Origin of the sequence: Streptomyces sp. NBC_00207, from assembly GCF_045160965.1 — a bacterium.
Classification (GTDB): domain Bacteria; phylum Actinomycetota; class Actinomycetes; order Streptomycetales; family Streptomycetaceae; genus Streptomyces.
In genome coordinates, this window is record NZ_CP130715.1 from 6,246,718 (window position 1) to 6,273,051 (window position 26,334).

The 26,334-nt window shown below is 70.4% G+C and carries 27 protein-coding genes; 22 read left to right on the forward strand and 5 right to left on the reverse strand.

The window, feature by feature from the left end:
- The first annotated feature begins 154 nt into the window (after window positions 1-154).
- The 17 genes from rpmE (at window position 155) to OG472_RS29795 (ending at window position 15,372) form a co-directional block, all read left to right on the forward strand.
- Window positions 155-373 carry a 50S ribosomal protein L31 gene (gene rpmE / locus OG472_RS29715; protein WP_030708126.1) on the forward strand — a complete coding sequence of 73 codons (219 nt, stop codon included), beginning with the start codon at window positions 155-157 and terminating at the stop codon, window positions 371-373.
- Window positions 374-490: 117 nt separating this feature from the next.
- Entirely contained in the window at window positions 491-1,570 is a 1,080-nt protein-coding gene (gene prfA / locus OG472_RS29720; RefSeq protein WP_362854598.1) for a peptide chain release factor 1, read from the forward strand.
- Between the two features lie 49 nt (window positions 1,571-1,619).
- The gene (gene prmC, locus OG472_RS29725; RefSeq protein ID WP_351293185.1) at window positions 1,620-2,465 is read left to right on the forward strand and encodes a peptide chain release factor N(5)-glutamine methyltransferase; all 846 of its coding nucleotides are present in this window, start codon (window positions 1,620-1,622) and stop codon (window positions 2,463-2,465) included.
- 49 nt (window positions 2,466-2,514) lie between these two features.
- Window positions 2,515-3,162 carry an L-threonylcarbamoyladenylate synthase gene (locus tag OG472_RS29730; protein ID WP_327416463.1) on the forward strand — a complete coding sequence of 216 codons (648 nt, stop codon included), beginning with the start codon at window positions 2,515-2,517 and terminating at the stop codon, window positions 3,160-3,162.
- Window positions 3,159-3,788: a protein-tyrosine-phosphatase gene (locus OG472_RS29735; protein WP_327416464.1), complete on the forward strand. Its 630-nt coding sequence runs from the start codon at window positions 3,159-3,161 to the stop codon at window positions 3,786-3,788. The genes OG472_RS29730 and OG472_RS29735 overlap by 4 nt, the downstream gene beginning before the upstream one ends.
- Window positions 3,789-4,001: 213 nt before the next feature.
- Window positions 4,002-5,231: a serine hydroxymethyltransferase gene (gene glyA / locus OG472_RS29740; RefSeq protein WP_405832006.1), complete on the forward strand. Its 1,230-nt coding sequence runs from the start codon at window positions 4,002-4,004 to the stop codon at window positions 5,229-5,231.
- A 116-nt stretch (window positions 5,232-5,347) separates the two neighbouring features.
- Window positions 5,348-6,682: an MraY family glycosyltransferase gene (locus OG472_RS29745; RefSeq protein WP_401611892.1), complete on the forward strand. Its 1,335-nt coding sequence runs from the start codon at window positions 5,348-5,350 to the stop codon at window positions 6,680-6,682.
- A 274-nt stretch (window positions 6,683-6,956) separates the two neighbouring features.
- Complete coding sequence (locus OG472_RS29750) at window positions 6,957-7,394, forward strand: hypothetical protein (protein WP_383563122.1); 438 nt, start codon at window positions 6,957-6,959, stop codon at window positions 7,392-7,394.
- A 241-nt stretch (window positions 7,395-7,635) separates the two neighbouring features.
- Window positions 7,636-8,445, forward strand: a complete 810-nt coding sequence (gene atpB, locus OG472_RS29755) for a F0F1 ATP synthase subunit A (RefSeq protein ID WP_401612183.1) — start codon at window positions 7,636-7,638, stop codon at window positions 8,443-8,445.
- Between the two features lie 76 nt (window positions 8,446-8,521).
- A complete protein-coding gene (gene atpE / locus OG472_RS29760; RefSeq protein WP_030386954.1) occupies window positions 8,522-8,749 on the forward strand; it encodes an ATP synthase F0 subunit C in 228 nt (75 codons plus the stop codon).
- Between the two features lie 40 nt (window positions 8,750-8,789).
- Window positions 8,790-9,332 (forward strand): F0F1 ATP synthase subunit B, encoded by a 543-nt coding sequence (locus OG472_RS29765; RefSeq protein WP_376612823.1) that lies wholly within the window; start codon window positions 8,790-8,792, stop codon window positions 9,330-9,332.
- The gene (locus tag OG472_RS29770) at window positions 9,329-10,144 is read left to right on the forward strand and encodes a F0F1 ATP synthase subunit delta (RefSeq protein WP_327416468.1); all 816 of its coding nucleotides are present in this window, start codon (window positions 9,329-9,331) and stop codon (window positions 10,142-10,144) included. Before OG472_RS29765 ends, OG472_RS29770 begins: the two co-directional genes overlap by 4 nt.
- Before the next feature lie 129 nt (window positions 10,145-10,273).
- Window positions 10,274-11,869, forward strand: a complete 1,596-nt coding sequence (gene atpA / locus OG472_RS29775; protein ID WP_215148869.1) for a F0F1 ATP synthase subunit alpha — start codon at window positions 10,274-10,276, stop codon at window positions 11,867-11,869.
- Between the two features lie 20 nt (window positions 11,870-11,889).
- Window positions 11,890-12,807, forward strand: a complete 918-nt coding sequence (locus OG472_RS29780; protein WP_401611898.1) for a F0F1 ATP synthase subunit gamma — start codon at window positions 11,890-11,892, stop codon at window positions 12,805-12,807.
- Window positions 12,807-14,249 carry a F0F1 ATP synthase subunit beta gene (atpD, locus tag OG472_RS29785; RefSeq protein ID WP_266784486.1) on the forward strand — a complete coding sequence of 481 codons (1,443 nt, stop codon included), beginning with the start codon at window positions 12,807-12,809 and terminating at the stop codon, window positions 14,247-14,249. The genes OG472_RS29780 and atpD overlap by 1 nt, the downstream gene beginning before the upstream one ends.
- Window positions 14,250-14,389: 140 nt before the next feature.
- On the forward strand, window positions 14,390-14,761 hold the full coding sequence (locus OG472_RS29790) for a F0F1 ATP synthase subunit epsilon (RefSeq protein WP_030008701.1): 372 nt from the start codon (window positions 14,390-14,392) through the stop codon (window positions 14,759-14,761).
- Between the two features lie 164 nt (window positions 14,762-14,925).
- Window positions 14,926-15,372 (forward strand): DUF2550 domain-containing protein, encoded by a 447-nt coding sequence (locus OG472_RS29795; RefSeq protein ID WP_401611900.1) that lies wholly within the window; start codon window positions 14,926-14,928, stop codon window positions 15,370-15,372.
- Window positions 15,373-15,436: 64 nt separating this feature from the next.
- Here the strand turns inward: OG472_RS29795 and OG472_RS29800 are convergent, their stop codons facing one another.
- From OG472_RS29800 to OG472_RS29810, 3 genes are all read right to left on the reverse strand, one after another.
- Window positions 15,437-17,290, reverse strand: coding sequence for a glycosyl hydrolase family 18 protein (locus tag OG472_RS29800; protein ID WP_405832010.1), 1,854 nt, complete (start codon window positions 17,288-17,290; stop codon window positions 15,437-15,439).
- A gap of 182 nt (window positions 17,291-17,472) precedes the next feature.
- Window positions 17,473-18,126: a response regulator gene (locus OG472_RS29805; protein WP_383563136.1), complete on the reverse strand. Its 654-nt coding sequence runs from the start codon at window positions 18,124-18,126 to the stop codon at window positions 17,473-17,475.
- Window positions 18,123-19,307: a sensor histidine kinase gene (locus tag OG472_RS29810; RefSeq protein WP_401611905.1), complete on the reverse strand. Its 1,185-nt coding sequence runs from the start codon at window positions 19,305-19,307 to the stop codon at window positions 18,123-18,125. The genes OG472_RS29805 and OG472_RS29810 overlap by 4 nt, the downstream gene beginning before the upstream one ends.
- A gap of 162 nt (window positions 19,308-19,469) precedes the next feature.
- Between OG472_RS29810 and OG472_RS29815 the strand changes: the two genes are divergently transcribed.
- Entirely contained in the window at window positions 19,470-20,042 is a 573-nt protein-coding gene (locus OG472_RS29815; RefSeq protein ID WP_405832011.1) for a hypothetical protein, read from the forward strand.
- Between the two features lie 61 nt (window positions 20,043-20,103).
- On the opposite strand, the gene OG472_RS29820 is transcribed toward OG472_RS29815, so the two are convergent.
- Entirely contained in the window at window positions 20,104-20,676 is a 573-nt protein-coding gene (locus OG472_RS29820; protein WP_361754915.1) for a cob(I)yrinic acid a,c-diamide adenosyltransferase, read from the reverse strand.
- Window positions 20,677-20,901: 225 nt separating this feature from the next.
- On the opposite strand from OG472_RS29820, the gene OG472_RS29825 reads away from it, so the two are divergent.
- The 3 genes from OG472_RS29825 to OG472_RS29835 all read left to right on the forward strand — a co-directional run bounded on the left by OG472_RS29825 (window position 20,902) and on the right by OG472_RS29835 (window position 24,960).
- Window positions 20,902-21,750: a 3-hydroxyacyl-CoA dehydrogenase family protein gene (locus OG472_RS29825; protein WP_319724631.1), complete on the forward strand. Its 849-nt coding sequence runs from the start codon at window positions 20,902-20,904 to the stop codon at window positions 21,748-21,750.
- Between the two features lie 182 nt (window positions 21,751-21,932).
- Entirely contained in the window at window positions 21,933-22,256 is a 324-nt protein-coding gene (locus OG472_RS29830; RefSeq protein ID WP_383563146.1) for an STAS domain-containing protein, read from the forward strand.
- A gap of 193 nt (window positions 22,257-22,449) precedes the next feature.
- A complete protein-coding gene (locus OG472_RS29835; protein ID WP_405832014.1) occupies window positions 22,450-24,960 on the forward strand; it encodes an ATP-binding protein in 2,511 nt (836 codons plus the stop codon).
- Between the two features lie 76 nt (window positions 24,961-25,036).
- On the opposite strand, the gene nucS is transcribed toward OG472_RS29835, so the two are convergent.
- Complete coding sequence (gene nucS / locus OG472_RS29840; protein WP_401611913.1) at window positions 25,037-25,708, reverse strand: endonuclease NucS; 672 nt, start codon at window positions 25,706-25,708, stop codon at window positions 25,037-25,039.
- 220 nt (window positions 25,709-25,928) lie between these two features.
- On the opposite strand from nucS, the gene OG472_RS29845 reads away from it, so the two are divergent.
- Window positions 25,929-26,321, forward strand: a complete 393-nt coding sequence (locus tag OG472_RS29845; RefSeq protein WP_328968488.1) for an SCO5389 family protein — start codon at window positions 25,929-25,931, stop codon at window positions 26,319-26,321.
- Window positions 26,322-26,334 lie beyond the last annotated feature (13 nt).

A 26,334-nucleotide genomic window follows, 5' to 3' on the forward strand; every position in this document is an offset into this window, starting at 1 on the left:
CGTGGAATAGATGGCGGCCCCCCTCCGTTGAGGGAGGCGTCCTCAGAATTTTGACAGGCAGCCCGGTCCTGGCAGACTGGTCTGTCGGCCCCGGTTCACGCAGTGCGCAATTCGGCTCCTGCGACCCGGCGCCCTCCCGAATCTAGGAGACACCTTGAAGCGCGATGTTCACCCCGAGTACGTCGAGACCCAGGTCAGCTGCACCTGTGGCGCGTCGTTCACCACCCGTAGCACCCTGACCGAGGGCTCCATCCGAGCCGAGGTCTGCTCCGAGTGCCACCCGTTCTACACGGGCAAGCAGAAGATCCTCGACACCGGTGGCCGCGTGGCCCGCTTCGAGGCGCGCTTCGGCAAGGGTGCGGCCAAGAAGTAGCGCGACCCAGGCGCCGGTCTCCGGCCGCCCCCTGTCCACTCGGGGGCGGCCGGACCGGCGCCTTTGTCGTCGTCTCGCCAAGTCACCCCGTTCGTACTTTCACCACAGGAGCCCCCGATGTTCGAGGCGGTCGAGGAATTGGTCGGCGAACACGCCGATCTTGAAAAGAAGCTCGCCGACCCTTCGGTCCACTCCGATCAGGCCAACGCGCGCAAGCTGAACAAGCGCTACGCGGAGCTGACCCCGATCATCGCGACCTTCCGTGCCTGGAAGCAGTCGGCCGAGGACATCGAGACGGCCAAGGAGTTCGCGGCCGACGACCCGGACTTCGCCGCCGAGGTCAAGGAGCTGACCCAGCAGCGCGAGGAGCTCACCGAGAAGCTCCGCCTGCTGCTGGTCCCGCGCGACCCCAGCGACGACAAGGACGTGCTCCTGGAGGTCAAGGCGGGCGCGGGCGGCGACGAGTCGGCGCTGTTCGCCGGCGACCTGCTGCGCATGTACCTGCGCTACGCCGAGCGCGTGGGCTGGAAGACCGAGATCATCGACGCCACCGAGTCCGAGCTCGGCGGCTACAAGGACGTCCAGGTCTCCGTCCGCACCAAGGGCGGCAACGGCGCCACCGAGCCCGGCCAGGGCGTGTGGGCCCGCCTGAAGTACGAAGGCGGCGTGCACCGCGTCCAGCGGGTTCCGGCCACCGAGTCCCAGGGCCGCATCCACACCTCCGCCGCGGGCGTGCTCGTCACCCCGGAGGCCGAGGAGGTCGAGGTCGAGATCAACATGAACGACCTCCGCATCGACGTGTACCGCTCGTCCGGCCCCGGCGGCCAGTCCGTCAACACCACCGACTCGGCCGTGCGCATCACGCACGTCCCGACCGGTGTGGTCGCCTCCTGCCAGAACGAGAAGAGCCAGCTCCAGAACAAGGAGCAGGCCATGCGCATCCTGCGTTCGCGCCTGCTGGCCGCCGCCCAGGAAGCCGCCGAGCAGGAGGCCTCCGACGTGCGCCGCAGCCAGGTGCGCAGCGTGGACCGCTCCGAGAAGATCCGTACGTACAACTACCCGGAAAACCGGATCTCGGACCACCGGACCGGTTTCAAGGCGTACAACTTGGACCAGGTGCTCGACGGCGACCTCGACCCGGTCATCCAGGCTTGCGTGGACACCGACTCCGCAGCCAAGCTCGCGGCCGCGCACTGACCCTGATCCCTGCTTCACCCCCCGTTCGACAGCAGCCCGGAGGACCAGCGTGAACTTGCTGCTTGCCGAGGTGGCCCAGGCCACCCAGCGGCTGGCCGCCGCCGGCGTGCCCTCACCGCGTTTCGACGCGGAGGAGCTCGCGGCCTTCGTGCACGGCGTCAAACGGGGGGAACTGCACCACGTCAAGGACGCGGACTTCGACGCCCGCTACTGGGAGGCCGTCGCCCGCCGCGAGGCGCGCGAGCCGCTCCAGCACATCACCGGACGCGCCTTCTTCCGGTACCTGGAGCTCCAGGTGGGACCGGGGGTCTTCGTGCCCCGGCCCGAGACCGAGTCGGTCGTCGACTGGGCCATACACGCCGTCCGGGCGATGGACGTGGTCGAGCCGATGATCGTGGACCTGTGCACCGGCTCCGGCGCCATCGCGCTGGCCATGGCGCAGGAGGTCCCGCGCTCGCGCGTGCACGCCGTCGAGCTGTCCGAGGCCGCGCTGCGGTGGACCCGCAAGAACGCCGAGGGCTCCCGGGTCACCGTGCACCAGGGCGACGCCCTGAGCGCGCTGCCGGAGCTCGACGGCCAGGTCGACCTGGTCATCTCCAACCCGCCGTACATCCCGCTCACCGAGTGGGAGTACGTCGCCCCCGAGGCCCGCGACCACGACCCGGAGATGGCGCTCTTCTCCGGCGAGGACGGCCTGGACACCATCCGCGGCATCGAGCGCACCGCCCACCGGCTGCTGCGGCCCGGCGGCATCGTCGTCATCGAGCACGCCGACACCCAGGGTGGCCAGGTCCCGTGGATCTTCGCCGAGGAACGGGGCTGGGCCGACGCGGCCGACCACCCGGACCTCAACAACCGCCCCCGCTTCGCGACCGCTCGCAAGGCACTGCCGTGACCGGCGCGACGATTTCCGCCACCCCCCTGCTGCACGAGGAGGCCCGCTGATGGCCCGGCGATACGACTGCAACGACGCGACGGACCGTAAGACGGGTCTGCGTGAAGCCGCATCCGCCGTGCGCCGCGGCGAGCTCGTCGTGCTGCCCACCGACACCCTGTACGGGATCGGCGCGGACGCCTTCAGCCCGGAGGCCGTCCACGACCTGCTCGCCGCCAAGGGGCGGGGCCGCGGCATGCCCACCCCGGTGCTCATCGGCTCCCCGAACACCCTGCACGGCCTCGTCACGGACTTCTCCGAGCAGGCGTGGGAGCTCGTCGACGCCTTCTGGCCGGGCGCGCTGACCCTGGTCGCCAAGCACCAGCCGTCCCTGGCGTGGGACCTGGGGGACACCGACGGCACGGTCGCCGTCCGCATGCCCCTGCACCCCGTCGCGATCGAGCTGCTGACCGAGGTCGGCCCGATGGCGGTGTCCTCGGCCAACCTGTCCGGGCACCCGGCGCCGGAGGACTGCGACGCGGCGCGCGAGATGCTCGGGGACTCCGTGTCCGTGTACCTGGACGGCGGCCCGACGCCCGGCATCCAGCCGTCGTCGATCGTCGACGTCACCGGGAAGGTTCCCGTCCTGCTGCGGGAGGGTGCGCTCACCGCCGAGCAGCTGCGGGAGGTCGTACCGGACCTCGAGGTCGCCCCGTGAGCCCTGAGGGGCGTGGCATAGCTGGGGGAACTTTCCGCATACTCCACGTCAGCACCGGCAACGTGTGCCGCTCGCCGATCACCGAGCGGCTGACGCGGCACGCCCTGTCGCACCGGCTCGGCGGGATCGTGACCGGCGACCTCATCGTGGAGAGCGCGGGTACCTGGGGCCACGAGGGCGCCCCGATGGAGGCCAACGCGGCCGCCGTACTGGCGGACTTCGGGGCCGATGCCTCCGGCTTCACCGGACGGGAACTGCTGGACGAGCACGTCATACGCGCCGACCTGGTCCTGACCGCCACGCGCGACCACCGGGCGCAGGTCATCTCGATGGGTCACTCGGCCGGCCTGCGGACCTTCACGCTGAAGGAGTTCACCCGGCTGGTGCGGGCGATAGATCCGGCCACGCTGCCGCCGCTGGACGACGGCATGGCGGAGCGGGCGCGGGCGCTGGTGCGGGCCGCCGCGGCGCTGCGGGGGTGGCTGCTGGCCCCTTCGCCGGACGCGGACGAGGTGTACGACCCGTACGGGGCGCCGATCACCTTCTTCCGCTCGATCGGCGACGAGATCAACCAGGCGCTGGACCCCGTGGTCACGGCCCTGACGGGCGTCACGGCCTCCCGCTGACCTGCGGGCCGGCTGCCGGCGCTGCGCCCCGGGCCCGGCGCCTCAGAGCCCGGCGGGGCCGAAAGACCGGGGCTCCCGGCCCGACCCCCGCGCCTCGAACGCCGGCGGAGCCGGACGTGCAAGCGGGCCGGAACACGGGCGGCGACGCCGCAGGGCGTGGTGCGGGCCGCGGGCCTACAGTGGCTGGTACCCGGTACCACCTGGAGTCGCGCCATGAGCGTCATCACCCAGCCCACGGACCTGCTGCGGCAGCAGGATCCGCAGATGGCCGACGTGCTCGACGGGGAGCGGCAGCGGCAGGCCGGCAGCCTGCAGCTCATCGCCGCCGAGAACTTCACCTCCGCCGCCGTGCTCACGGCGCTCGGGTCGCCGCTCGCCAACAAGTACGCCGAGGGGTATCCCGGAAACCGGTACCACGGCGGCTGCGAGTACGCCGACCTGGCCGAGCAGATCGCCGTGGAGCGGGCCAAGGCGCTGTTCGGAGCCGAGCACGCCAATGTGCAGCCGCACTCCGGCTCCTCCGCCGTGCTGGCCGCGTACGCCGCCCTGCTGCGGCCCGGGGACACCGTGCTGGCGATGGGGCTCCCGTACGGGGGCCACCTCACCCACGGCTCGCCCGCCAACTTCTCCGGGCGCTGGTTCGACTTCGTCGGGTACGGGGTCGACGCCGAGACCGGTCTCATCGACTACGAGCAGGTGCAGGACCTCGCCCGCGCGCACCGGCCCAAGGCCATCGTGTGCGGGTCCATCTCCTATCCGCGCCACCCCGAGTACTCGGCCTTCCGGGAGATCGCCGACGAGGTCGGGGCCTACCTGATCGCCGACGCGGCGCATCCGATCGGGCTGGTGGCCGGCGGTGCCGCGCCCAGTCCGGTGCCCTACGCCGACGTCGTCTGCGCGACCACGCACAAGGTGCTGCGCGGGCCGCGCGGCGGGATGGTCCTGTGCGGCGCCGAGTTCGCCGAGCGCATCGACCGGGCGGTGTTCCCCTTCACCCAGGGCGGCGCCCAGATGCACACCATCGCCGCCAAGGCCGTGGCCTTCGGCGAGGCGGCCCGGCCGGCCTTCACCACCTACGCCCACCGGGTCGTCGCCAATGCCCGGGTGCTCGCGGGCGCCCTCGAAGAGCACGGGTTCACCATCACCACCGGCGGCACCGACACCCATCTGATCACTGCCGATCCGGCGCCGCTGGGCATGGACGGCCCGACCGCGCGCGGCCGGCTGGCCGCCGCCGGGATCGTGCTCGACACCTGCGCCCTCCCGTACGGGGACCAGCGCGGCGTGCGGCTGGGAACGGCCGCCGTGACCACCCAGGGGATGGGGGAGGCGGAGATGCGCCGGATCGCGGCGCTGTTCGCGGCCGGGCTGCGCGGGGACGGCGCGAAGACTCGTACGGAGGTCAATGAGCTGGCACTGGAATTTCCCCCTTACGGGGTGTAAACGGGACAAGAAGGGCGTAGTGCAACCGGGATGCGGCCCCCTCGCGTCCTCGGGGGAGTGGACATCGCAGCTAATGTGTGGGGCTGAGATGGCCGGCGATACATCTGGGGCAGCCCGTGCGTGAATATCTGCTGACGCTTTGCGTCACGGTCGCGGTGACCTACCTGCTGACCGGGCCCGTGCGGAAGTTCGCGATCGCGGCCGGGGCCATGCCGGAGATCCGTGCCCGCGACGTGCACCGAGAGCCCACGCCACGGCTGGGCGGCATCGCCATGTTCGGCGGTCTGTGCGCGGGCCTGCTGGTCGCGGACCACCTGCGGAACCTCAACGGCGTCTTCGAGCTCTCGAACGAACCCCGCGCGCTGCTCTCCGGGGCGGCGCTGATCTGGCTGGTCGGCGTCCTCGACGACAAGTTCGAGCTCGACGCCCTGATCAAGCTCGGCGCGCAGATGATCTCCGCCGGCGTGATGGTCATGCAGGGCCTGACCATCCTGTGGATCCCCGTCCCGGGCATGGGCACGGTCCCGCTCACCCAGTGGCAGGGCAACCTGCTCACCGTCGCGCTCGTCGTCATCACCATCAACGCCGTGAACTTCGTCGACGGCCTGGACGGCCTGGCCGCCGGCATGGTCTGCATCGCCGCCACCGCGCTGTTCCTCTACGCGTACCGGATCTGGTTCGGCTACGGCATCGAGTCGGCCGCCCCCGCGACCCTCTTCGCCGCGATCCTGATGGGCATGTGCCTGGGCTTCCTGCCGCACAACATGCACCCCGCCCGGATCTTCATGGGCGACTCCGGCTCGATGCTCATCGGCCTGGTGCTGGCCGCCTCCGCCATCTCCCTCACCGGGCAGGTGGACCCGGACGCCCTGGCCCTGTTCGCGGGCGGTGAGCGCAATGCGACGCACGCGATGCTCCCCGCCTACATCCCGCTGATCCTGCCGCTGACGGTCATCGCGATCCCGATGGCGGACCTGGTGCTGGCCATCGTGCGGCGTACGTGGAAGGGCCAGTCGCCCTTCGCGGCCGACCGCGGGCACCTGCACCACCGGCTGCTGGAGCTCGGACATTCGCACAGCCGCGCGGTCCTGATCATGTACTTCTGGTCGGGACTGATCGCCTTCGGCACGGTGGCGTATTCGGTGCATTCCGCCACGATGTGGATCGTGCTGGCGATCGCCGCGCTGAGCGCCGTGGGCCTGATCCTGCTGCTCCTGCCGCGCTTCACCCCGCGCACCCCGCGCTGGGCGGAGGGTCTGGTTCCGCCGCGCTACCGGCACGCCGCACGGGCGGCCGAGGCCGCCGCGGAAGCGGCCGCGCTCGACGCCTCGGGCGCGGAGCCGGATCCCGTCAGGCCGATCGCGGCGGGCGTCTCCGGCGTCAACGGAGCGACCGCCGTGGGCCCCCGTTCGCGCTTCCCCGACCGGCGTAAGGCTGAATCCACCCGCTGACAGCCGCATCGCATGTCGGACATGGCGGCCCTTTACCAGACAACCCGCATGCCTGTCGTGCACACACGCGCAGGGTCACTCTCATGTGTGACAGTCAGCACACCCGGCAGGTAAAGCTCTCATCAAATAGTTTGTGATACCGTTCACTAAACCCGGCGACAGAGCCGAAGGACCGTAGTGCGACGGTCCCTTGGCCCGAGGTTCTCTCTCGGACCGGGCTTACGCTCGTCCCGTACGAGTCCCGTGCCCCCACCACCACGCGGAGCAAACCGCCATGCGGTCAGATGACGTCCGATCCCTCCTGCAAGCCGCCGTGCCCACGGCCATCGCCGGTGCTCTCGCCGCGTTGATCAGTGGGCTTGTCGTCGGCGGCAAGGGTGTGGTCGGAGCGCTCGTCGCGACGCTGGTCGTGATTTTGTTCATGGGCATCGGATTCGTCGTTCTGCAGCGCACGGCGAAGTCACTCCCGCATCTTTTCCAGGCCATGGGGCTCATGCTCTACACGGCCCAGATCCTGCTGCTTTTCGTGTTCGTCGCGGTGTTCAAGAACACCACCCTGTTCAATCCCAAGGCGTTCGCGATCACGCTCGTCGCCACCACCCTGGTGTGGATCGGCGCGCAGACCCGTGCTCACATGAAGGCCAAGATTCTTTACGTCGAGCCGGACTCGGTGAAGGGCGACAAGCCCGAAAATCCGGGGCCGAAGTCGTGAAGGGTAGGGCCGGGATAAGTGAGCGTTCGAGATCCTGCTATCGTCCGGTGCCAACTGCGGCACTGCGGGCGCGGGCATCTGAGCTGACGCCTGTCCCATCGCGAGGCTCGATGCCTGACTGCCGCCCCACCATCCGTTACACCAGTCCAGTGCCGAACCGCGGCTGTGCGCCGCGCCGACACAACGAGGTTGCCGTACCTATGCGCCACGCTGAAGGAGCCCTGCGGTGAGTGCTGCTGACATGACGCTCGCCTTCGAGATCAATTGTCATTTCGAAGACGGCACTGGCTGCGGCTTCCCGGGCCCGACCCTGTACTCGTTCCTGTTCCACCCGATCTTCGGTGACGCGGACAGCAACCTGTACTTCAACAAGACGATGCTTCTGGCCCTGCTGGGCTCGGTCATCATCGTCGGCTTCTTCTGGGCCGCGTTCCGGAAGCCGAAGGTCGTCCCGGGCAAGCTGCAGATGGTCGCCGAAGCCGGCTACGACTTCGTGCGCCGCGGCATCGTCTACGAGACGCTGGGCAAGAAGGAGGGCGAGAAGTACGTCCCCTTCATGGTCGCGACGTTCTTCTTCGTCTGGATGATGAACCTCTGGTCGATCATCCCGCTCGCCCAGTTCCCGGTGACCGCGGTCATCGCGTACCCGGCCGGTCTCGCCCTGGTCATCTACGTCATGTGGATGTCGGTGACCTTCAAGCGCCACGGCTTCGTCGGCGGCCTGAAGAACATCACCGGCTACGACAAGTCCCTCGGCGGGATCCTGCCGCTGGTCATGGTGATCGAGTTCTTCTCGAACGTCCTGGTCCGCCCGTTCACCCACGCGGTCCGACTGTTCGCGAACATGTTCGCCGGTCACACCCTGCTGCTGCTGTTCACCATCGCCAGCTGGTACCTGCTGAACGGGATCGGCATCGCCTACGCGGGCGTCTCGTTCGTCATGGTCGTCGTGATGACCGCGTTCGAGCTCTTCATCCAGGCCGTTCAGGCCTACGTCTTCGTGCTCCTGGCCTGCAGCTTCCTGCAGGGTGCGGTCGCCGAGCACCACTGAGCGCAGCCGCTCCGCAAACCCCCAGTCGTCCGGTGGCCAACCCCCACCGGTCCGTGAAAGAGAAGGAAGAACTGGCATGTCCCAGACCCTTGCTGCCGTCACCGGTTCCCTCAGCTCCGTGGGCTACGGCCTCGCGGCCATCGGCCCCGGCGTCGGCGTCGGCATCATCTTCGGTAACGGCACCCAGGCGCTCGCCCGTCAGCCCGAAGCTGCCGGTCTGATCCGCGCCAACCAGATCCTCGGCTTCGCCTTCTGTGAGGCGCTCGCCCTCATCGGTCTGGTCATGCCGTTCGTCTACAGCTGACGAACCCCACGACTAGTCCGAATCGACGAAAGGCACTGATGTGAACCTCCTGGTTCTCGCGGCCGAGGAGCCGGGTAACCCGCTCTTCCCGCCGATCCCCGAGCTCGTCATCGGTCTGCTCGCCTTCGTCATCGTCTTCGGTTTCCTCGCGAAGAAGCTCCTCCCGAACATCAACAAGGTTCTGGAAGAGCGCCGTGAGGCCATCGAGGGCGGTATCGAGAAGGCGGAATCCGCCCAGACCGAGGCCCAGAGCGTCCTGGAGCAGTACAAGGCCCAGCTCGCCGAAGCCCGGCACGAGGCCGCGCGCCTGCGCCAGGAAGCGCTGGAGCAGGGCACTGCGCTGAAGGAAGAACTGCGCGCAGAGGGCCAGCGGCAGCGTGAGGAGATCATCGCTGCCGGCCACGCCCAGATCGCGGCGGACCGCAAGGCCGCTTCCCAGGCGCTGCGTCAGGACGTGGGCAAGCTCGCCACCGACCTGGCCGGAAAGCTCGTCGGCGAGTCCCTTGAGGACCACGCCCGGCAGAGCCGCACCATCGACCGCTTCCTCAGCGAGCTTGAGGAGAAGGCCGAGGCGGCCCGATGAACGGAGCGAGCCGCGAGGCGCTGGCCTCCGCGCGTGAGCGTCTCGACGCGCTGACGGACAACACGTCCGTCGACGCGGCGAAGCTCGCCGGTGAGCTGGCTGCCGTCACCGCGCTGCTCGACCGTGAGGTCTCGCTGCGTCGGGTCCTCACCGACCCGGCGCAGTCCGGCGAGGCCAAGGCCGAGCTGGCCGGACGGCTGCTCGGCGGCCAGGTCGGCGGGGAGACCCTCGACCTGGTGTCCGGCATGGTCCGGTCCCGCTGGTCGCAGTCCCGCGACCTGGTGGACTCGCTGGAGGAGCTGGCGGCCACCGCCGACCTCACGGCGGCCCAGCAGGGCGACGCGCTCGACAACGTCGAGGACGAGGTGTTCCGGTTCGGCCGGATCGTCTCCTCGAGCACCGAGCTGCGTTCCGCGCTGACCGACCGCGCGGCGACCGCCTCCGCCAAGAGCGAGCTGCTGCGCAGCCTGCTCGGCGGCAAGGTGAACGCCGTCACCGAGCGCCTGGTGATCCGTCTTGTCACGCACCCGCGTGGACGTAGCCTGGAAGCGGGACTCGAGTCCCTTTCCAAGCTCGCCGCCGAGCGCCGTGACCGCATGGTCGCCACCGTGACCAGCGCGGTTCCGCTCAGCGACGTGCAGAAGACGCGTCTCGGCGCGGTGCTGGCCAAGCTGTACGGCCGCCAGATGCACCTGAACCTCGACGTGGACCCCGAGGTCCTCGGCGGGATCTCGGTGCGAGTCGGCGACGAGGTCATCGACGGCACCATCGCGGACCGCCTCGCAGAGGCGTCCCGCCGCATGGCCGGCTGACCAGCCACCAATAGAACAAAGCATTCCTAGCGGCCCGGTTGGGCCGTGCAGAACTTGCAGAAGATTCCTGGGGGTCGCCCCCAGACCCCTAAGAAGCTTCAGGCCCAACAAGGAGAGCAGGGAACCCAGATGGCGGAGCTCACGATCCGGCCGGAGGAGATCCGGGACGCACTGGAGAACTTTGTCCAGTCGTACCAGCCGGACGCGGCCTCGCGCGAGGAGGTCGGAACGGTCAGCGTTGCCGGCGACGGCATCGCGAAGGTGGAGGGCCTGCCCTCCGCCATGGCGAACGAGCTGCTGAAGTTCGAGGACGGCACCCTCGGTCTCGCCCTCAACCTCGAGGAGCGCGAGATCGGTGCGGTCGTCCTCGGCGAGTTCAGCGGCATCGAGGAGGGCCAGCCGGTGCAGCGCACCGGTGAGGTGCTCTCCGTCGGCGTCGGCGAGGGTTACCTCGGCCGCGTCGTCGACCCGCTCGGCAACCCGATCGACGGTCTCGGCGAGATCGCGACCGAAGGCCGCCGCGCCCTCGAGCTGCAGGCCCCCGGCGTCATGGTCCGCAAGTCGGTCCACGAGCCGATGCAGACCGGCTACAAGGCCATCGACGCGATGGTCCCCGTCGGCCGCGGCCAGCGTCAGCTGATCATCGGCGACCGTCAGACGGGTAAGACCGCTCTGGCCGTCGACACGATCATCAACCAGCGCGACAACTGGCGCTCCGGTGACGTGAACAAGCAGGTTCGCTGCATCTACGTCGCCATCGGCCAGAAGGGCTCGACCATCGCGTCCGTTCGCGGCGCGCTGGAAGACGCGGGCGCGCTCGAGTACACGACGATCGTCGCCGCCCCGGCGTCCGACCCGGCCGGCTTCAAGTACCTGGCGCCGTACACCGGTTCCGCCATCGGCCAGCACTGGATGTACGCCGGCAAGCACGTCCTGATCATCTTCGACGACCTGTCGAAGCAGGCCGACGCCTACCGCGCCGTGTCGCTGCTGCTGCGCCGCCCGCCGGGCCGTGAGGCGTACCCGGGCGACGTCTTCTACCTGCACTCCCGTCTGCTGGAGCGCTGCGCGAAGCTGTCCGACGACATGGGCGCCGGTTCGATGACCGGTCTGCCGATCGTCGAGACCAAGGCGAACGACGTGTCGGCGTTCATCCCGACCAACGTCATCTCCATCACCGACGGCCAGTGCTTCCTCGAGTCCGACCTGTTCAACGCGGGCCAGCGCCCGGCGCTGAACGTCGGTATCTCGGTCTCCCGCGTCGGTGGTTCCGCCCAGCACAAGGCCATGAAGCAGGTTTCCGGCCGTCTGCGCCTGGACCTCGCCCAGTACCGCGAGCTGGAGGCGTTCGCCGCCTTCGGTTCCGACCTGGACGCCGCGTCGAAGGCTTCGCTGGAGCGCGGCAAGCGTCTGGTCGAGCTGCTGAAGCAGGGCCAGTACCAGCCGATGCCCGTCGAGGAGCAGGTCGTCTCCGTCTGGGCCGGCACCACCGGCAAGATGGACGACGTCCCGGTCAACGACATCCGTCGCTTCGAGTCGGAGCTGCTGGAGCACCTGCGCCGCGAGCGCAAGGACCTCCTCACCTCCATCGCCGACGGCGGCAAGATGTCGGACGACACCCTGACGTCGATCGCTGACGCCATCGCCGGCTTCAAGCGCCAGTTCGAGACCTCGGACGGCAAGCTCCTGGGCGAGGACGCACCGGCCGTCAACGTCTCCAAGTGACGACGGAAGGGACCTGACTCATGGGAGCGCAGCTCCGGGTCTACAAGCGTCGCATCCGTGCCATCACGGCGACCAAGAAGATCACCAAGGCGATGGAGATGATCGCCGCCTCGCGCATCGTCAAGGCGCAGCGCAAGGTGGCGGCATCGATGCCGTACGCAACCGAGCTCACCCGTGCGGTGACCGCGGTCGCGACCGGCTCGAACACCAAGCACGCCCTGACCACCGAGGTCGAGACGCCGACCCGTGCCGCGATCCTGCTCATCACGAGCGACCGCGGTCTGGCCGGCGGCTACTCCTCGAACGCCATCAAGCAGGCGGAGCGGCTCACCGAGCGGCTGCGCGCTGAGGGCAAGGACGTCGACACCTACATCGTCGGCCGCAAGGGTCTGGCCTACTACGGCTTCCGCGAGCGCAAGGTCGCGGATTCGTGGACCGGCTTCACCGACAGCCCGGCCTACGCCGACGCCAAGCGCGTCGCGGGGCCGCTGATCGAAGCCATCCAGACGGAGACGGCCGAAGGTGGCGTCGACGAGCTGCATATCGTCTACACGGAATTCGTGTCGATGATGACGCAGAACCCGGTCGACGGCCGGATGCTGCCGCTCAGCCTCGACCAGGCTGCGGAGGAGACCGGTACGAAGGGCGAGATCCTTCCGCTGTTCGACTTCGAGCCGTCGGCGGAGGACGTCCTCGACGCCCTGCTGCCGCGCTACGTCGAGAGCCGTATCTACAACGCACTGCTGCAGTCGGCCGCTTCCGAGCACGCCGCCCGCCGCCGCGCGATGAAGTCGGCGACCGACAACGCCGGAGACCTCATCAAGAGCCTCTCCCGGCTTGCCAACGCGGCCCGCCAGGCCGAAATCACCCAGGAAATCAGCGAGATCGTCGGTGGCGCGAGCGCCATGGCTGACGCGACCGCGGGGAGTGACAAGTAATGACGACCACTGTTGAGACGGCCGCCGCCACGGGCCGCGTCGCCCGGGTCATCGGCCCGGTCGTCGACGTGGAGTTCCCCGTCGACGCCATGCCCGAGATCTACAACGCCCTCAAGGTCCAGGTCGCAGACCCGGCCGAGGACGGCAAGCTCAAGACCCTGACCCTCGAGGTCGCGCAGCACCTGGGTGACGGCCTCGTCCGTACCATCTCGATGCAGCCGACCGACGGTCTGGTCCGCCAGGCCCCGGTGACCGACACGGGCGAGGGCATCACCGTCCCCGTCGGTGACTTCACCAAGGGCAAGGTGTTCAACACCCTCGGTGAGGTGCTGAACTACCCGGAGGAGAACGCCAACGTCACCGAGCGCTGGCCGATCCACCGCAAGGCCCCTCGCTTCGACGAGCTCGAGTCGAAGACCGAGATGTTCGAGACCGGCGTCAAGGTCATCGACCTTCTCACCCCGTACGTCAAGGGTGGAAAGATCGGTCTGTTCGGTGGTGCCGGTGTCGGCAAGACCGTTCTGATCCAGGAAATGATCTACCGCGTCGCCAACAACCACGACGGTGTGTCGGTCTTCGCGGGCGTCGGTGAGCGTACCCGTGAGGGCAACGACCTCATCGAGGAAATGGCCGACTCGGGCGTCATCGACAAGACGGCGCTTGTCTTCGGCCAGATGGACGAGCCCCCGGGCACCCGTCTTCGCGTCGCGCTTGCCGGTCTGACCATGGCGGAGTACTTCCGCGATGTTCAGAAGCAGGACGTGCTCTTCTTCATTGACAACATCTTCCGTTACACCCAGGCCGGTTCCGAGGTCTCCACGCTGCTCGGCCGCATGCCGTCCGCAGTGGGTTACCAGCCGAACCTGGCTGACGAGATGGGTCTGCTGCAGGAGCGCATCACCTCGACCCGTGGTCACTCGATCACCTCGATGCAGGCGATCTACGTCCCCGCGGACGACCTGACCGACCCGGCGCCGGCGACCACCTTCGCCCACCTCGACGCGACGACGGTTCTTTCCCGTCCGATCTCCGAGAAGGGCATCTACCCGGCCGTGGACCCGCTGGACTCGACGTCCCGCATCCTCGACCCGCGGTACATCGCGGCGGACCACTACGCCACGGCGATGCGCGTCAAGGGGATCCTCCAGAAGTACAAGGACCTCCAGGACATCATCGCGATCCTCGGTATCGACGAGCTGGGCGAGGAGGACAAGCTCGTTGTCCACCGTGCCCGTCGCGTCGAGCGCTTCCTGTCGCAGAACACCCACGTGGCGAAGCAGTTCACCGGTGTGGACGGTTCGGACGTTCCGCTCGACGAGTCGATCACCGCGTTCAACGCGATCTGCGACGGTGACTACGACCACTTCCCCGAGCAGGCGTTCTTCCTGTGCGGTGGCATCGAGGACCTGAAGGCCAACGCCAAGGAGCTGGGCGTCTCCTGATCCGGCGCGCTCCGCGAGGGGCGCATCCGGTTCGACGGTTTCACGGAGAGGGGCGGGTGTGTCCCGTCCCTCTCCCCACGCCCATTAGAATTTGACCCAACACCCGGCCGACCCGCCGGGTGGTGACCCGAGGAGCCACCTTGGCTGCTGAGCTGCACGTCGAGCTGGTCGCGGCGGACCGCAATGTCTGGTCCGGCGAGGCCACCCTTGTTGTCGCCCGCACCACGTCCGGCGACATCGGCGTCATGCCCGGTCACCAGCCGCTTCTCGGTGTGCTGGAATCGGGCCCTGTGACCATCCGCACCAGCGACGGCAACACTGTCGTCGCCGCGGTGCACGGCGGTTTCATCTCGTTCGCGGACAACAAGCTGTCCCTGCTGGCCGAGATCGCCGAGCTCGCGGACGAGATTGACGTCCAGCGTGCGGAGCGGGCACTGGAGCGTGCGAAGGCGGAGGCCGATGCCGCCGCCGAGCGTCGCGCTGATGTCCGGCTGCGCGCCGTAACGGGCTGAACGCCCGTCGGAGTTTGAACCGCTGAGTACCGGGGGGCGACCGCCGGGACTCGGCAGACCTCAGCCGCGGTCCGTTCTGGAATTTTCCAGACCGGGTCGCGGCTGTGGCGATGCAGGTCTGTTTTTTTCTCATGCGTATTCGATGAGCGAGGAGGTCGGTGAAGATGCTCCTCGCTCTGCTTGTGAGCGGCCTGGTCGTAGCCCTGGTGGTGATCGGGTTGTTTGTCTTCGGACTGCGCCGCAGGCTCATCCAGCGGTCCGGCGGGACCTTCGACTGCAGCATGCGCTGGGGCGTGTCCGACAAGCCGGACGTCTCCGGCAAGGGCTGGGTGTACGGGGTCGCGCGCTACAGCGGTGACCGGATCGAGTGGTTCCGGGTGTTCTCGTACTCCCACCGGCCGCGCCGGCTGCTGGAGCGTTCCTCCATCGAGGTCATCGCCCGCCGCGCCCCGGAGGGCGAGGAGGAGCTGGCCCTGCTCTCCGACGCCGTCGTGCTCGGCTGTCTCCACCGCGGGACCCGCCTGGAGCTGGCGATGAGCGAGGACGCGCTGACCGGCTTCCTGGCCTGGCTGGAGGCGGCGCCTCCCGGCCAGCGGGTCAATGTGGCCTGACGTCCTTCAGACGTGAAGAAGCCGGGGAGACGGGGGCGGACCCGTCTCCCCGGCTTCCGTTTTGCTACTGCAGCCCGGTGTGGATCGCGTTCGCGAGCTCACCGTTGCCGGTGTCGCCGCTGAACTCCCAGAAGAAGGCTCCCTTGAGGCCCTGCTGCTTGGCCCAGGTCATCTTCCCGGCGATGGTCGCGGGGGTGTCGTAGCTCCACCAGTTGCTGCCGCACTTGGCGTAGGCCGTGCCGGCGACGGCGCCGGTGGCCGGGCAGCTGGTCTTGAGCACCTTGTAGTCCTCGATGCCCTGCTCGTACGTGCCCGGAGCCGGTCCGGTGGCGGTGCCGCCCGGGGCCGCCTGGGTGACGCCGGTCCAGCCGCGGCCGTAGAAGCCGATGCCGAGGTTGAGCTTGGCGCCGGAGACGCCCTTGGCCTTGAGCTTGGCGATGGCGTCGGCCGAGTTGAAGCCGGCCTGCGGGATGCCCGCGTACGAGGTGAGCGGGGAGTGCGGGGCCGTCGGGCCCTGCGCCGCCCAGGCGCCGAAGAAGTCGTACGTCATCACGTTGTAGAAGTCGACGTACTGTGCGGCGCCGCCGTAGTCGGCCGCGTCGATCTTGCCGCCGCTGGAGGCGTCGGCGGTGATGGCCGCGGTGACCAGGTTGTTCGCGCCGAACTTGGCGCGCATCGCCTGCATCAGGTTCTTGAAGGCTGCGGCGCCGCTGGTGTCACAGGACAGTCCGCAGGCGTTCGGGTACTCCCAGTCCAGGTCGATCCCGTCGAAGACGTCGGCCCAGCGCGGGTCCTCGACCAGGTTGTAGCAGGACTGGGCGAAGGCGGTCGGGTTGGCCGCGGCCTGCGGGAATCCGCCGGACCAGGTCCAGCCGCCGAAGGACCACAGGATCTTGATGTTCGGATAGGCCTTCTTCAGCTTGCGCAGCTGGTTGAAGTTGCCGCGCAGCGGCTGGTCCCAGGTGTCGGCGACGCCGTCGACGCTCTGGTCGGCGGTGTAGGCCTTGTCGTAGTCGGCGTAGGCGTCGCCGATGGTGCACTGGCCGTTCTGGACGTTGCCGAAGGCGTAGTTGATGTGGGTGATCTTGCCCGCCGTACCCGAGGTGACCAGGTTCTTCACGTGGTAGTTGCGCCCGTAGACGCCCCACTCGGTGAAGTAGCCGAGCTTGACCTTGCCGCCCGGGTCCGGGGGAATGACGCCGCCGGTCGTGGTCACCGAGACCGTGCCGGAGGAGGGGCCGGTCTGGTCGGCGGTGTCACGGGCGGTGATGCTGTACGTGTACGTGGTGCCCTTGGTCAGGCCGGAGTCCGCGTAGCTCGTGCCGGTGACGGTGGCGATCTTGGCGGAGCCCCGGTAGACGTCGTAGTTCTTGACGCCCTTGTCGTCGGTGGCGGGGGACCAGCTCAGGGTGAGCGAGGTGTCGGCGACGCTGCTCGCGGTGGGGGTGCCGGGAGCCGTGGGGGGAGCGTCGCCGGGCTGGGTGGTGCCGTCGCAGGAGCCGCCGTTGACCTTGCAGCCGGTGGGGGAGCCGCTGCCGGCGCCGTTGAAGCCGAAGCTGGCGGTCGCGCCGGGGGCGAGGGTGCCGTTCCAGCCGACGTTCTTGGCCGTCCAGTGGGTGCCCGAGCCGGTGACGGTGGCGTCCCAGGCCGAGGTGACCGAGGTGCCGGCCGGGTAGTCCCACTCCACGGTCCAGCTGGTGAGGGTGGTGGTGCCGGTGTTCTTCACCACCCACTTGCCCTCGAAGCCGGTGCCCCAGTCGGAGACCTTGGTGTACGTCGCGGTCGCGGCGGCGGCCGCCTGGGCCGGGGCGGCGAGTACGACGAGCCCGGTGACGGGCAGGGCGAGCGCGGCCACGATCGCCGCGACGCGGGTGAAGAACCGGGTGCGCCTGGTGCGGGGTGGGGATGCTGTGCTCAAGGGTGATCCTCCGTAGGTCCGTCTCGGTCGTGGGGGACCTCGACATGGGGGTGGGACCTGCGCCGCCCGTGAGCACGCTTTGTCATGGCACGCTCACCACAGTGTTGCGGCGAGCGTAGAAAGGTCTGGACCAACCGTCAAGAGGTCCAGACCGGTACGCGCCGTGTCGGCCGGGGCCGGGGCTATATCCCCAACTCCTGGGCCAGTACGGCGGCTTGGAGCCGACTGCGCAGATCAAGCTTGCCGAGCAGACGGCTGACGTGCGTCTTCGCCGTCGCCTCCGCCATCTCCAGCCGCTCGGCGATCTCCGCGTTCGACAGGCCCTCGCCCAGCGCGCTCAGCACCTCCCGCTCCCGCGGGGTCAGCGAGGCCACCGCGGCGGCCGTCTCCGGCGCCGGGGTGGCCCGCGCCGGCCGGGGAGCCGCGAACTCGGCGATCAGCCGCCTGGTCACCGCCGGGGCGATCAGGCCCTCCCCGCGCGCGACCGTCCGTACCGCCTCGATCAGCTCCGCCGCGTCCGCGTTCTTCAGGAGGAAGCCCGCGGCCCCCGCGCGCAGCGCCCCGAAGACGTACTCGTCGAGGTCGAAGGTGGTCAGCACCAGGACATCGGCCAGCCCCTCCGCGACCACCTCGCGGGTCGCCGACACCCCGTCCAGCCGGGGCATCTGCACGTCCATGAGGACGAGGTCCGGCCGCAGCTCCCGGGCCAGGCGCACCGCCTCCTCCCCGTCGCCGGCCTCGCCCACCACCTCGATGTCCCCCGCACTGCGCAGGATGAGCACCAGCCCGGCGCGCACCGCGCCCTGATCCTCCGCCACCACCACCCGGATGGTCATGCCTCCACCGCCTTCTCCTCCGCGGGCAGTGTCGCCCGCACCTGCCACACCGCGCCGGACCGGCCCGCCGTGAACGCTCCGCCCAGCAGCTCCGTCCGCTCCCGCATGCCGATCAGCCCGGCCCCGGAGCCGGGGGCGCGGGGGCCCGGCCGGTCCCCGTAGGGCGAGTCCACCCCCACGGTCAGCAGCCCGTCCGTGTGCGCCACGCGGATCGTGACCGTCCCGGGGGCGGCGTGCTTGAGCGCATTGGTCAGCGACTCCTGGACGATCCGGTACGCCGCCAGCTCCACCGGGGCCGCCGTCTGTTCCCCGGGCGGCCGCTCGTCGTGGAGCACGAAATCCAGCCCGCTCGCCGAGCCGTTGGTCCTCGCCTGTCCGACCAGGGCGTCCAGACCGTCCAGCGAGGGCACGGCGACCGGCTCCTGCTCCGCCCCGGCCTCGCGCAGCAGCCCGATCAGGCGGCGCATCTCGGCCAGGCCCTGCACGCTGTTCTCGCGGATCACCCCGAGCGCCTCGCGGCTGGTGGCGGCCGTGCCGATGGAGAGCGCGGCGGTGGAGTGGATCGCGATGGCGGACAGGTGGTTGGCCACCATGTCGTGCAGCTCGCGGGCCATCCGGGCGCGTTCGGCGACCACGGCCTGGCTGCGGTCCATCTCGGCCAGCAGCGCGGTCTGCTCGGCGCGCAGCCGGGCGGCCACGGCGGCTTCGCGGTGGTTGCGCAGCGTGGCGCCGGTCAGCGCCGGGGCGAAGCTCACGATGCCGGTGACCACGCCGATCAGCAGGGCCTGCGGGGTGCGCAGCCAGGCCACCGAGGCGATGGTGACGACGACGGTGATCAGGCCGGTGCTGACCGGGAGCCGGCGGGCCATGGACGGTTTCCCGTAGACGACGGCGGCGTACATCAGGTCGGTGAAGATCACGACGGTGGCGAGGCTGCCGACCGTGAACTGGTCGGCGATCACCCCGGCGGTGCCGACTGCCAGCGTCAGGTTCGGCTTGGTGCGGCGCAGCAGCTCCATCGCACCCAGGGCCACGAGGGGGACCAGGGCGGCCCAGTCGGGCAGGAAGTGCCGGTTGCCGCTGCTGTAGACCCCGAGCGACCAGAACACCAGGCCCACGAGCACGCTGAGCACGGCCAGCAGGACGTCGTCGCGGTGGGGGCGCAGGCTCTTCGTGGTCACGGTCCCATCCAACAGGGTGTGCGGGCCGCGCACGTCGGCGGAGCGGCCGACGTGCGGCTACATCGAAGGATGCAGGCACAGGTCGTCAGCGGCGACGACGCGACCGGCCCGGCAGGACGGGAGCCTGGGAGGGAACCGGAAACCTAGCGGACGGAGAGTCCCGTGATCGTCGCGCTGATCATCGCCTGTGAGGTCGGCTTCTGGGTGCTGCTGGCGGCCGGCCTGGGCCTGCGCTACCTCGCGCGGATGCCCAGGCTGGGGGCGGCGGTCCTGCTGTGCGAGCCGCTGATGGAGCTGGCCCTGCTGGTGGTCACCACGCTCGACCTCAAGAACGGCGCCGAGCCGGACTGGAAGCACGGTCTGGCCGCGCTCTACATCGGCTACACCGTCGGTTACGGCCACTACACGATCAAGTGGCTCGACGGGCACGCCGCGCACCGGCTGGCCGGGGGGCCCAAGCCGCCCGGCGCCGGGTACGGGAAGGCGCGGGCCGTGCACGAGTGGAAGCTGTGGGTCCGCACCGTCGTCGCCGCCGCGGTCGCCCTCGGCCTGCTCCAGGTGGCCATCTGGTACGTCGGCGACGCGGGCGACGTCAGCTCGCTCGAGGCGTGGCAGTTCGGCGCCCTGCGGGCGGTCGGCATCCACGCCCTGGTCGCCGTCGCCTACACGATCTGGCCGAAAAAGGCCCCCTCGGGCGAGGAGGAGCGGCCCGTACTGGCGAAGACCGAGCGATAGCGACAGCGGTACCGGGGGCCACGGGGGCGGCCCCGTACGGCGGACGGCGGCGCCCTGCGCGCTACCGTTCGCCGCCCGGCACCCACAGCACGTCCCCGACCTCCTTGTTGGCCACCCGGGCCAGGATGAAGAGCAGGTCGGAGAGACGGTTCAGATAGGTGGCGGTCAGCGGGTTCATCACCTCGCCGTGCACCTCCAGCGCCGCCCACGTCGAGCGCTCGGCGCGCCGGACCACCGTGCAGGCCTGGTGCAGCAGGGCCGCGCCGGGGGTCCCGCCGGGCAGGATGAAGCTGCGCAGCTTCTCCACCTGCTCCAGGAAGTGGTCGCAGTCCGCCTCCAGCTTGTCGACGTAGAACTGCTCCACCCGCAGCGGCGGGTACTCCGGCTTCTCGACCACCGGGGTGCACAGGTCCGCGCCCACGTCGAACAGGTCGTTCTGCACGCGGACCAGGACCTTCACGACCTCCGCCGGGAGCCCGCCGAGCGCGATGGCCGTCCCGATGGCCGCGTTGGCCTCGTTGGCGTCGGCGTACGCGGAGATCCGCAGGTCGGTCTTGGCCGTGCGGCTCATGTCGCCGAGGGCGGTCGTGCCCGAGTCGCCGGTACGGGTGTAGATACGCGTGAGGTTCACCATGCGGCCAGCGTAGACGGACCGCCCCCGGCCGCGGCGAGCCGGAGGACGGGCGAACTGGAGGGCCAGGCAGGGGTGCTGGGCCGTACCGGTGTGATGTCCGTCATCTGAGACGTGACGCGTGTTACTTCGCGGTCACACCGCACCGCCCGGGCGCTAGTCTCCGCCGGAGTGGCTACGAGACCGTGCCGTATTGAGACTGGTCATTTGAAGAACGTGGGGTGTGCAGTGGCTGGGAAGCTCGCCGTCATCGGTGCCGGACTGATGGGTTCCGGGATCGCTCAGGTCTCCGCTCAGGCGGGTTGGGACGTCGTGCTGCGCGATGTCACCGACGCCGCGCTGACCCGTGGCACGGACGGGATCAAGGCCTCGTACGACAAGTTCGTCTCCAAGGGGAAGATGACGGCCGAGGACGCCGAGGCGGCGCTCGCGCGCATCACGACGACCACCGACCTCGACGCGGTGGCCGACGTGGACATCGTCGTGGAGGCCGTCTTCGAGAAGATCGAGATCAAGCACGAGATCTTCCGCGCCCTCGACAAGATCGTCCGCGAGGACGCCATCCTCGCCTCCAACACCTCCGCCATCCCGATCACCAAGATCGCGGCCGTGACGGAGCGTCCGGAGCGGGTCGTCGGCGCCCACTTCTTCTCGCCCGTCCCGATGATGCAGCTGTGCGAGCTCGTGCGCGGCTACAAGACGAGCGACGAGACCCTCGCCACCACCCGGGCGTTCGCCGAGTCCGTCGGCAAGACCTGCATCGTCGTCAACCGCGACGTCGCCGGCTTCGTGACGACCCGTCTGATCTCCGCGCTGGTCGTCGAGGCCGCCAAGCTGTACGAGTCGGGCGTGGCCTCCGCCGAGGACATCGACATCGCCTGCAAGCTGGGCTTCGGGCACGCGATGGGGCCGCTGGCCACCGCCGACCTCACGGGCGTCGACATCCTGCTGCACGCCACCAGCAACATCTACACCGAGTCGCAGGACGAGAAGTTCGCGCCGCCGGAGCTGATGCGCCGGATGGTGGACGCCGGTGACATCGGCCGCAAGAGCGGGCAGGGCTTCTACAAGCACTGAGGCCCGGGCCGGCCGCCGAGCGCCACCGTTCGAATATTGGTTCACCCCTCAGGGTGAATTAGGTATCGGTTCGCTCACGGTCGGCAACTTCCCTGCCCGTGGGGCAGTCAGTTCAAGTGAGAGTTGCCGACCACGGACCAGTCGGACCATACGTACGCAGTACTGCACTGCCGGGAGTACACATGCACATCAGGGGCGACCACGCCGAACTCGCTGTCGGGGGCCGCCTCGACGTGCGCAGCGCGGCGGACGCCCGTACGGCCCTCCACGCCGCGCTCGACGACGGCCACGGCGACCTCGTGCTCGACCTCGCCGGGCTCGACTCCTGGGACGCGACCGGCCTCGGCGTGATCATGGGAGCGCACCGGCGGGCCGGCCGGACCGGCCGGCGCCTCGTCCTTCGCGGGGTGCCGCCGCAGATGCAGCGGCTGCTCGTCGCGACCCGGCTGCACCGGATCCTCGCGATCGAGGGCGGCCTGGAAGCCGAGTCCCTGCCCCGCGTCTGAAGCGGCAAGCCGCTGACCTTTGCATTTCCTGCGGAAACGTAACGGTCCGGTGGTGATCGCACCCCTGCGGTTTCCCGCACGACCGGCCACGGTCTAGGGTTCGGGCGGAAACCGGACCAGGAGCGACGCGGGTGCGCCGAGGCCGGGCGGTACGACGGCGAGGCGCACGGCCCGCGATCGGGGGGACTGGATCATGGACCGAATACAGGGGCAGACCGGACAGGACGGGCAGCCCGCAGGCGGCTCCACGCCGCCCGTGCCCGGATCCGGGCAGGCTCCGGTCCCGTCCGGCGCGACCGCCGCGCCCACGGCGTCCGCGGCACCCACCGCGACCGCGGCACAGGGGCCCGCGCGGGTCGTCAGCCTGACCGCGGGCGACTTCACCCTCACCGTCAACCCGGTCGACGGCAGCGAGATCGAGCCGCTCCGCCCCGGCACCGAGCGCAGCCGCCCCGCCAAGCGCGACGCGGCCGCCCGTACCGCCCGGGACACCGCCGCACGGCCGCCCGCCCTGCCGGGCCCCGCCGTCCCCGTACGGCCGCTGCTCGCCCGCGAGGAGGAGCAGGAGCGCCTCGTCCGCCTGCTGGCCCGGGGCCGGTCCGTACGGCTGACCGGACCTTCGGGATCCGGCCGCAGCGTGCTGCTCGACGCGGTCGCCGCCCGGTGCGCGGGCCTTGCGCCCGACGGCGTCGTACGGCTCTCCGGGTACGGGCACCAGCAGCCCTCCGAACTCCTCCAGACGCTCTACGCGACCGTGTACGAGGCTCCCGGGGAGCGGCCCGAGCGCGACGAGCTCCTCGCCCGCGTCCGGGACATCGGCGCCATCGTCCTCCTCGACGACCTGGAGATGGGCGGCACCGCACTCGACGAGCTGCTGCGCGCCACCCCCGAATGCGCCTACCTGCTCGCCGCGACCCCCGAGACCCGCTCCCCCTCCGACGACTCGCACATCGAGGAGGTCTTCCTCGGCGGGCTGGGCAAGGCCGAGTGCGTCGACCTCCTCGAAGCGGGCCTCGGACGGCCGCTGACGGACGAGGAGACCGCCTGGGCGGGGGACCTGCGCTTCGCCTCCGAGGGGCTGCCGCTGCGCTTCGTACAGGCCGCCGCGCTGCTGCGGCAGCGGGACGAGCTCAACCACGCCGTCGAGGACGACGACGAGGAGGAGCCCGGCGTCTTCGACGAGCGCCCGCGCGACCCCGCGCAGGTGCCGCTGCCGACGCTGGCCGAGGGCGCGGCCCCGGCCGAGCTGCTGGCCTCGCGCGTCAGCGAGTCGGCGCGCGCCGCCCTGCGGATCGCCTGCGCGCTCGGCGGGGAACTGCCCCACCACGCGCACCTGCCGGCGCTGGTGGGGGACACCCACGCCGACACGGCGGTGCCCGAGCTGCTGGCCTGCGGACTGCTGACCCCCGTCGGGACGCGCTACCGGCTGGCCGCCGGCGTCGCACGACAGCTGGAGGAGGTCGGCTACGGGGACACCGCGGCGGAGGAGGCCCGCACGGCCGCCCGGCACTACGCCTGGTGGACCGGGCACGCCTCGGTGACCCCGGAGCGGGTCGCCGCCGAGGCGGACGCGGTCCTCGCGGCGCTGGCCGGCGCCGACGTGGTGGCGGCGGTGCTGCTGGCACGGACGGCGGCCCCGGCGTTCGCGGGCTCGCTGCACTGGGAGGCGTGGGAGCGGGTGCTGCGCTCCGGGGCGGAGGCCGCGCGCAAGGCGGGAGAGGTCGCCGAGCAGGCGTACTTCCACCACGAGCTCGGCGTGCTGGCCCTGTGCGAGGGGCGCCTGGACCGGGCGCGGGCCGAGCTGGAGACCTCGATCGGGCTGCGGGGCGCGCTGGCGGACAAGCGGGGCACGGTGGCCGGACGGCGCGCGCTGGCGCTGGTCGTGGACCGGGAGGCGGCAGAGCTGGCTCCCTCGCCTCCGCTGAGGCTGGAGGCGCCGGCGGCCCTGGCGGCGGCTTCGGAGGCGGTGACGGTGGCGACGCCGGCCACCCCGGCGGCCTCGCCGGCCCCGGCCGCGAACCGGCCGAACCCGTCCCTCGCACGGACCGCGTCCACCCGCGTCGCCCCCGTGGCCCCGGTGGGCCCCGTCTCCGCCGAGGCGGTGACGCGGATGACCCCGGTGGTGCCGGTCTCCCGGAGCTCGGAGCCGCCCACGACGCTGTCGGAGGTGTTCGAGGACGCCTTCCCGCTGGCGCCGAAGCCGGCTCCGCCCGCCGCCCTCCCCAAGCCGGCGCCCGCGCCGGCCAAGGACGCGGGCCGGCGCCGGCTGGTGCTGCTGGCCGGCGCGGGAGCGCTGACGGTGGTCGCGCTGGGCACGGTCGTGGCCCTGGCACTGGGGTCCTCCGACGAGGCGCCGCCGGCGCAGGTCCCGGCGGTCTCCCTGACCCCGACGGCCGTGGTCCCGCCGACCACGGCGGGCACCGGCGGGAACGATCCCGCACCGGAGCCGCCGGCCTCCGCCCCGGCGTCCGAGTCCGCGCAGCCGGGACAGAGCGCCGCCGCCCCGACCCCCGGCCGCACGCCGGGCCGGACCCCGTCCCGCCGTCCGTCCCCGACGACGCCGAACTCCCCGCCGCCGTCGTCCGTTTCGCCCCCGCCGACCACCGAGGGGCCGTCTCCGACGCCGACCGAGACCGCCGCGCCGTCGCCGACGGCCACCCAGGCGGTCACGGCCACCGCAGCCTCCCCGACCACGGGCCCGTGAACGCCGACGGCTCCGTCCTTCGGGACGGAGCCGTTGCGTCAGTGGGCGGTCGGCCGGGCGGCCGCGGGGCCGGGGATCAGAACAGGCGGAGCTTGTCGTCCTCGATGCCGCGCAGCGCGTCGTAGTCCAGCACCACGCAGTCCATCCCGCGGTCCGTCGCCAGGACCTTGGCCTGCGGCTTGATCTCCTGGGCGGCGAAGATGCCCCGGACCGGCGCCAGGTGCGGGTCGCGGTTGAGGAGCTCCAGGTAGCGGGTCAGCTGCTCGACGCCGTCGATCTCGCCGCGCCGCTTGATCTCCACGGCCACCGTCGCGCCGGATCCGTCCCGGCACAGGATGTCCACCGGGCCGATCGCCGTCATGTACTCGCGGCGGATCAGGGTGTAGCCCTCGCCCAGCGTTTCGATGCGGTCCGCGAGGAGTTCCTGCAGGTGTGCCTCGACGCCGTCCTTGATGAGCCCCGGGTCGGTGCCGAGCTCGTGGGAGGAGTCGTGCAGGACTTCCTCCATGGTGATGATGAGCTTCTCGCCCGCCTTGTTGATGACCGTCCACACCCCGGCGTCATCACCGCTCCCCTCTTTGAGGGTGCACGGGGGCGACATCCAGTTGAGCGGTTTGTACGCCCGGTCGTCCGCGTGGATCGAGACACTGCCGTCGGCCTTCACGAGGATCAGACGGGGTGCCGAGGGCAGATGGGCGGTGAGCCGGCCCGCGTAGTCGACGGAGCAGCGGGCAATGACGAGACGCATGGTCGGCAACGCTACTCGACGAGAAGGCCTCCACGCGATTCGCCCCCGAAAGCCCCCTTCGCGGATGGCGCGTTGTATGCGCATTCTCCTGGTGCGCCACCCATGGGGCGCCTACCGTGGTGAGCGGGAGGTGGCGGAGCGTGCACTCTGCGTCGCGACCTCCTTCCCTGCCCGTAAGACTCCGGCAACCCAATCGGCCGGGGTCGCGAGAGGAGAACCCATGTCGCTCGACGTCTCACCGGCCCTACTCGAACAGGCCGAGCGAGGCGAGGTCGACGAAGCCGCTTTCGTCGACTGCGTCCGGACCTCCCTGCCCTACGCATGGGAGATGATCAGCTCTCTGGTGGCCCAGCTGAAGGTGGACGGCGGACAGTTCGCCGACAACCAGACGCCGCCGCCCGACGAGCAGGCACGAGGGCAGCTGCTGCGTGCCCTCGCGAGTGACGCGATACGGGGTGCCCTGCAGCGGCACTTCGGAGTGCGCCTGGCTTTCCAGAACTGTCACCGGGTTGCGGTGTTCCCGCTGGACGCCTCGGTGGACGACCGGTTGGCCAAGTTCACTTCGATCCGCGGTCAGCTGCTCAACCAGTCGCCGGAACTCCGGGACTGCTGAGCAGGTCCGGTAG

Excerpts from the sequence above, each read along its gene's own strand:
- OG472_RS29770 (WP_327416468.1), top strand. The coding sequence starts at position 9,329 with ATGAACGGAGCGAGCCGCGAGGCGCTGGCCTCCGCGCGTGAGCGTCTC.
- atpA (WP_215148869.1), top strand. The coding sequence starts at position 10,274 with ATGGCGGAGCTCACGATCCGGCCGGAGGAGATCCGGGACGCACTGGAG.
- OG472_RS29750 (WP_383563122.1), top strand. The coding sequence starts at position 6,957 with ATGCGGTCAGATGACGTCCGATCCCTCCTGCAAGCCGCCGTGCCCACG.
- nucS (WP_401611913.1), bottom strand. The coding sequence starts at position 25,708 with ATGCGTCTCGTCATTGCCCGCTGCTCCGTCGACTACGCGGGCCGGCTC.
- atpB (WP_401612183.1), top strand. The coding sequence starts at position 7,636 with ATGACGCTCGCCTTCGAGATCAATTGTCATTTCGAAGACGGCACTGGC.
- OG472_RS29835 (WP_405832014.1), top strand. The coding sequence starts at position 22,450 with ATGGACCGAATACAGGGGCAGACCGGACAGGACGGGCAGCCCGCAGGC.
- glyA (WP_405832006.1), top strand. The coding sequence starts at position 4,002 with ATGAGCGTCATCACCCAGCCCACGGACCTGCTGCGGCAGCAGGATCCG.
- atpD (WP_266784486.1), top strand. The coding sequence starts at position 12,807 with ATGACGACCACTGTTGAGACGGCCGCCGCCACGGGCCGCGTCGCCCGG.
- OG472_RS29730 (WP_327416463.1), top strand. The coding sequence starts at position 2,515 with ATGGCCCGGCGATACGACTGCAACGACGCGACGGACCGTAAGACGGGT.
- OG472_RS29845 (WP_328968488.1), top strand. The coding sequence starts at position 25,929 with ATGTCGCTCGACGTCTCACCGGCCCTACTCGAACAGGCCGAGCGAGGC.
- OG472_RS29780 (WP_401611898.1), top strand. The coding sequence starts at position 11,890 with ATGGGAGCGCAGCTCCGGGTCTACAAGCGTCGCATCCGTGCCATCACG.
- OG472_RS29830 (WP_383563146.1), top strand. The coding sequence starts at position 21,933 with ATGCACATCAGGGGCGACCACGCCGAACTCGCTGTCGGGGGCCGCCTC.
- OG472_RS29805 (WP_383563136.1), bottom strand. The coding sequence starts at position 18,126 with ATGACCATCCGGGTGGTGGTGGCGGAGGATCAGGGCGCGGTGCGCGCC.
- prfA (WP_362854598.1), top strand. The coding sequence starts at position 491 with ATGTTCGAGGCGGTCGAGGAATTGGTCGGCGAACACGCCGATCTTGAA.
- atpE (WP_030386954.1), top strand. The coding sequence starts at position 8,522 with ATGTCCCAGACCCTTGCTGCCGTCACCGGTTCCCTCAGCTCCGTGGGC.
- OG472_RS29795 (WP_401611900.1), top strand. The coding sequence starts at position 14,926 with ATGCTCCTCGCTCTGCTTGTGAGCGGCCTGGTCGTAGCCCTGGTGGTG.
- OG472_RS29820 (WP_361754915.1), bottom strand. The coding sequence starts at position 20,676 with ATGGTGAACCTCACGCGTATCTACACCCGTACCGGCGACTCGGGCACG.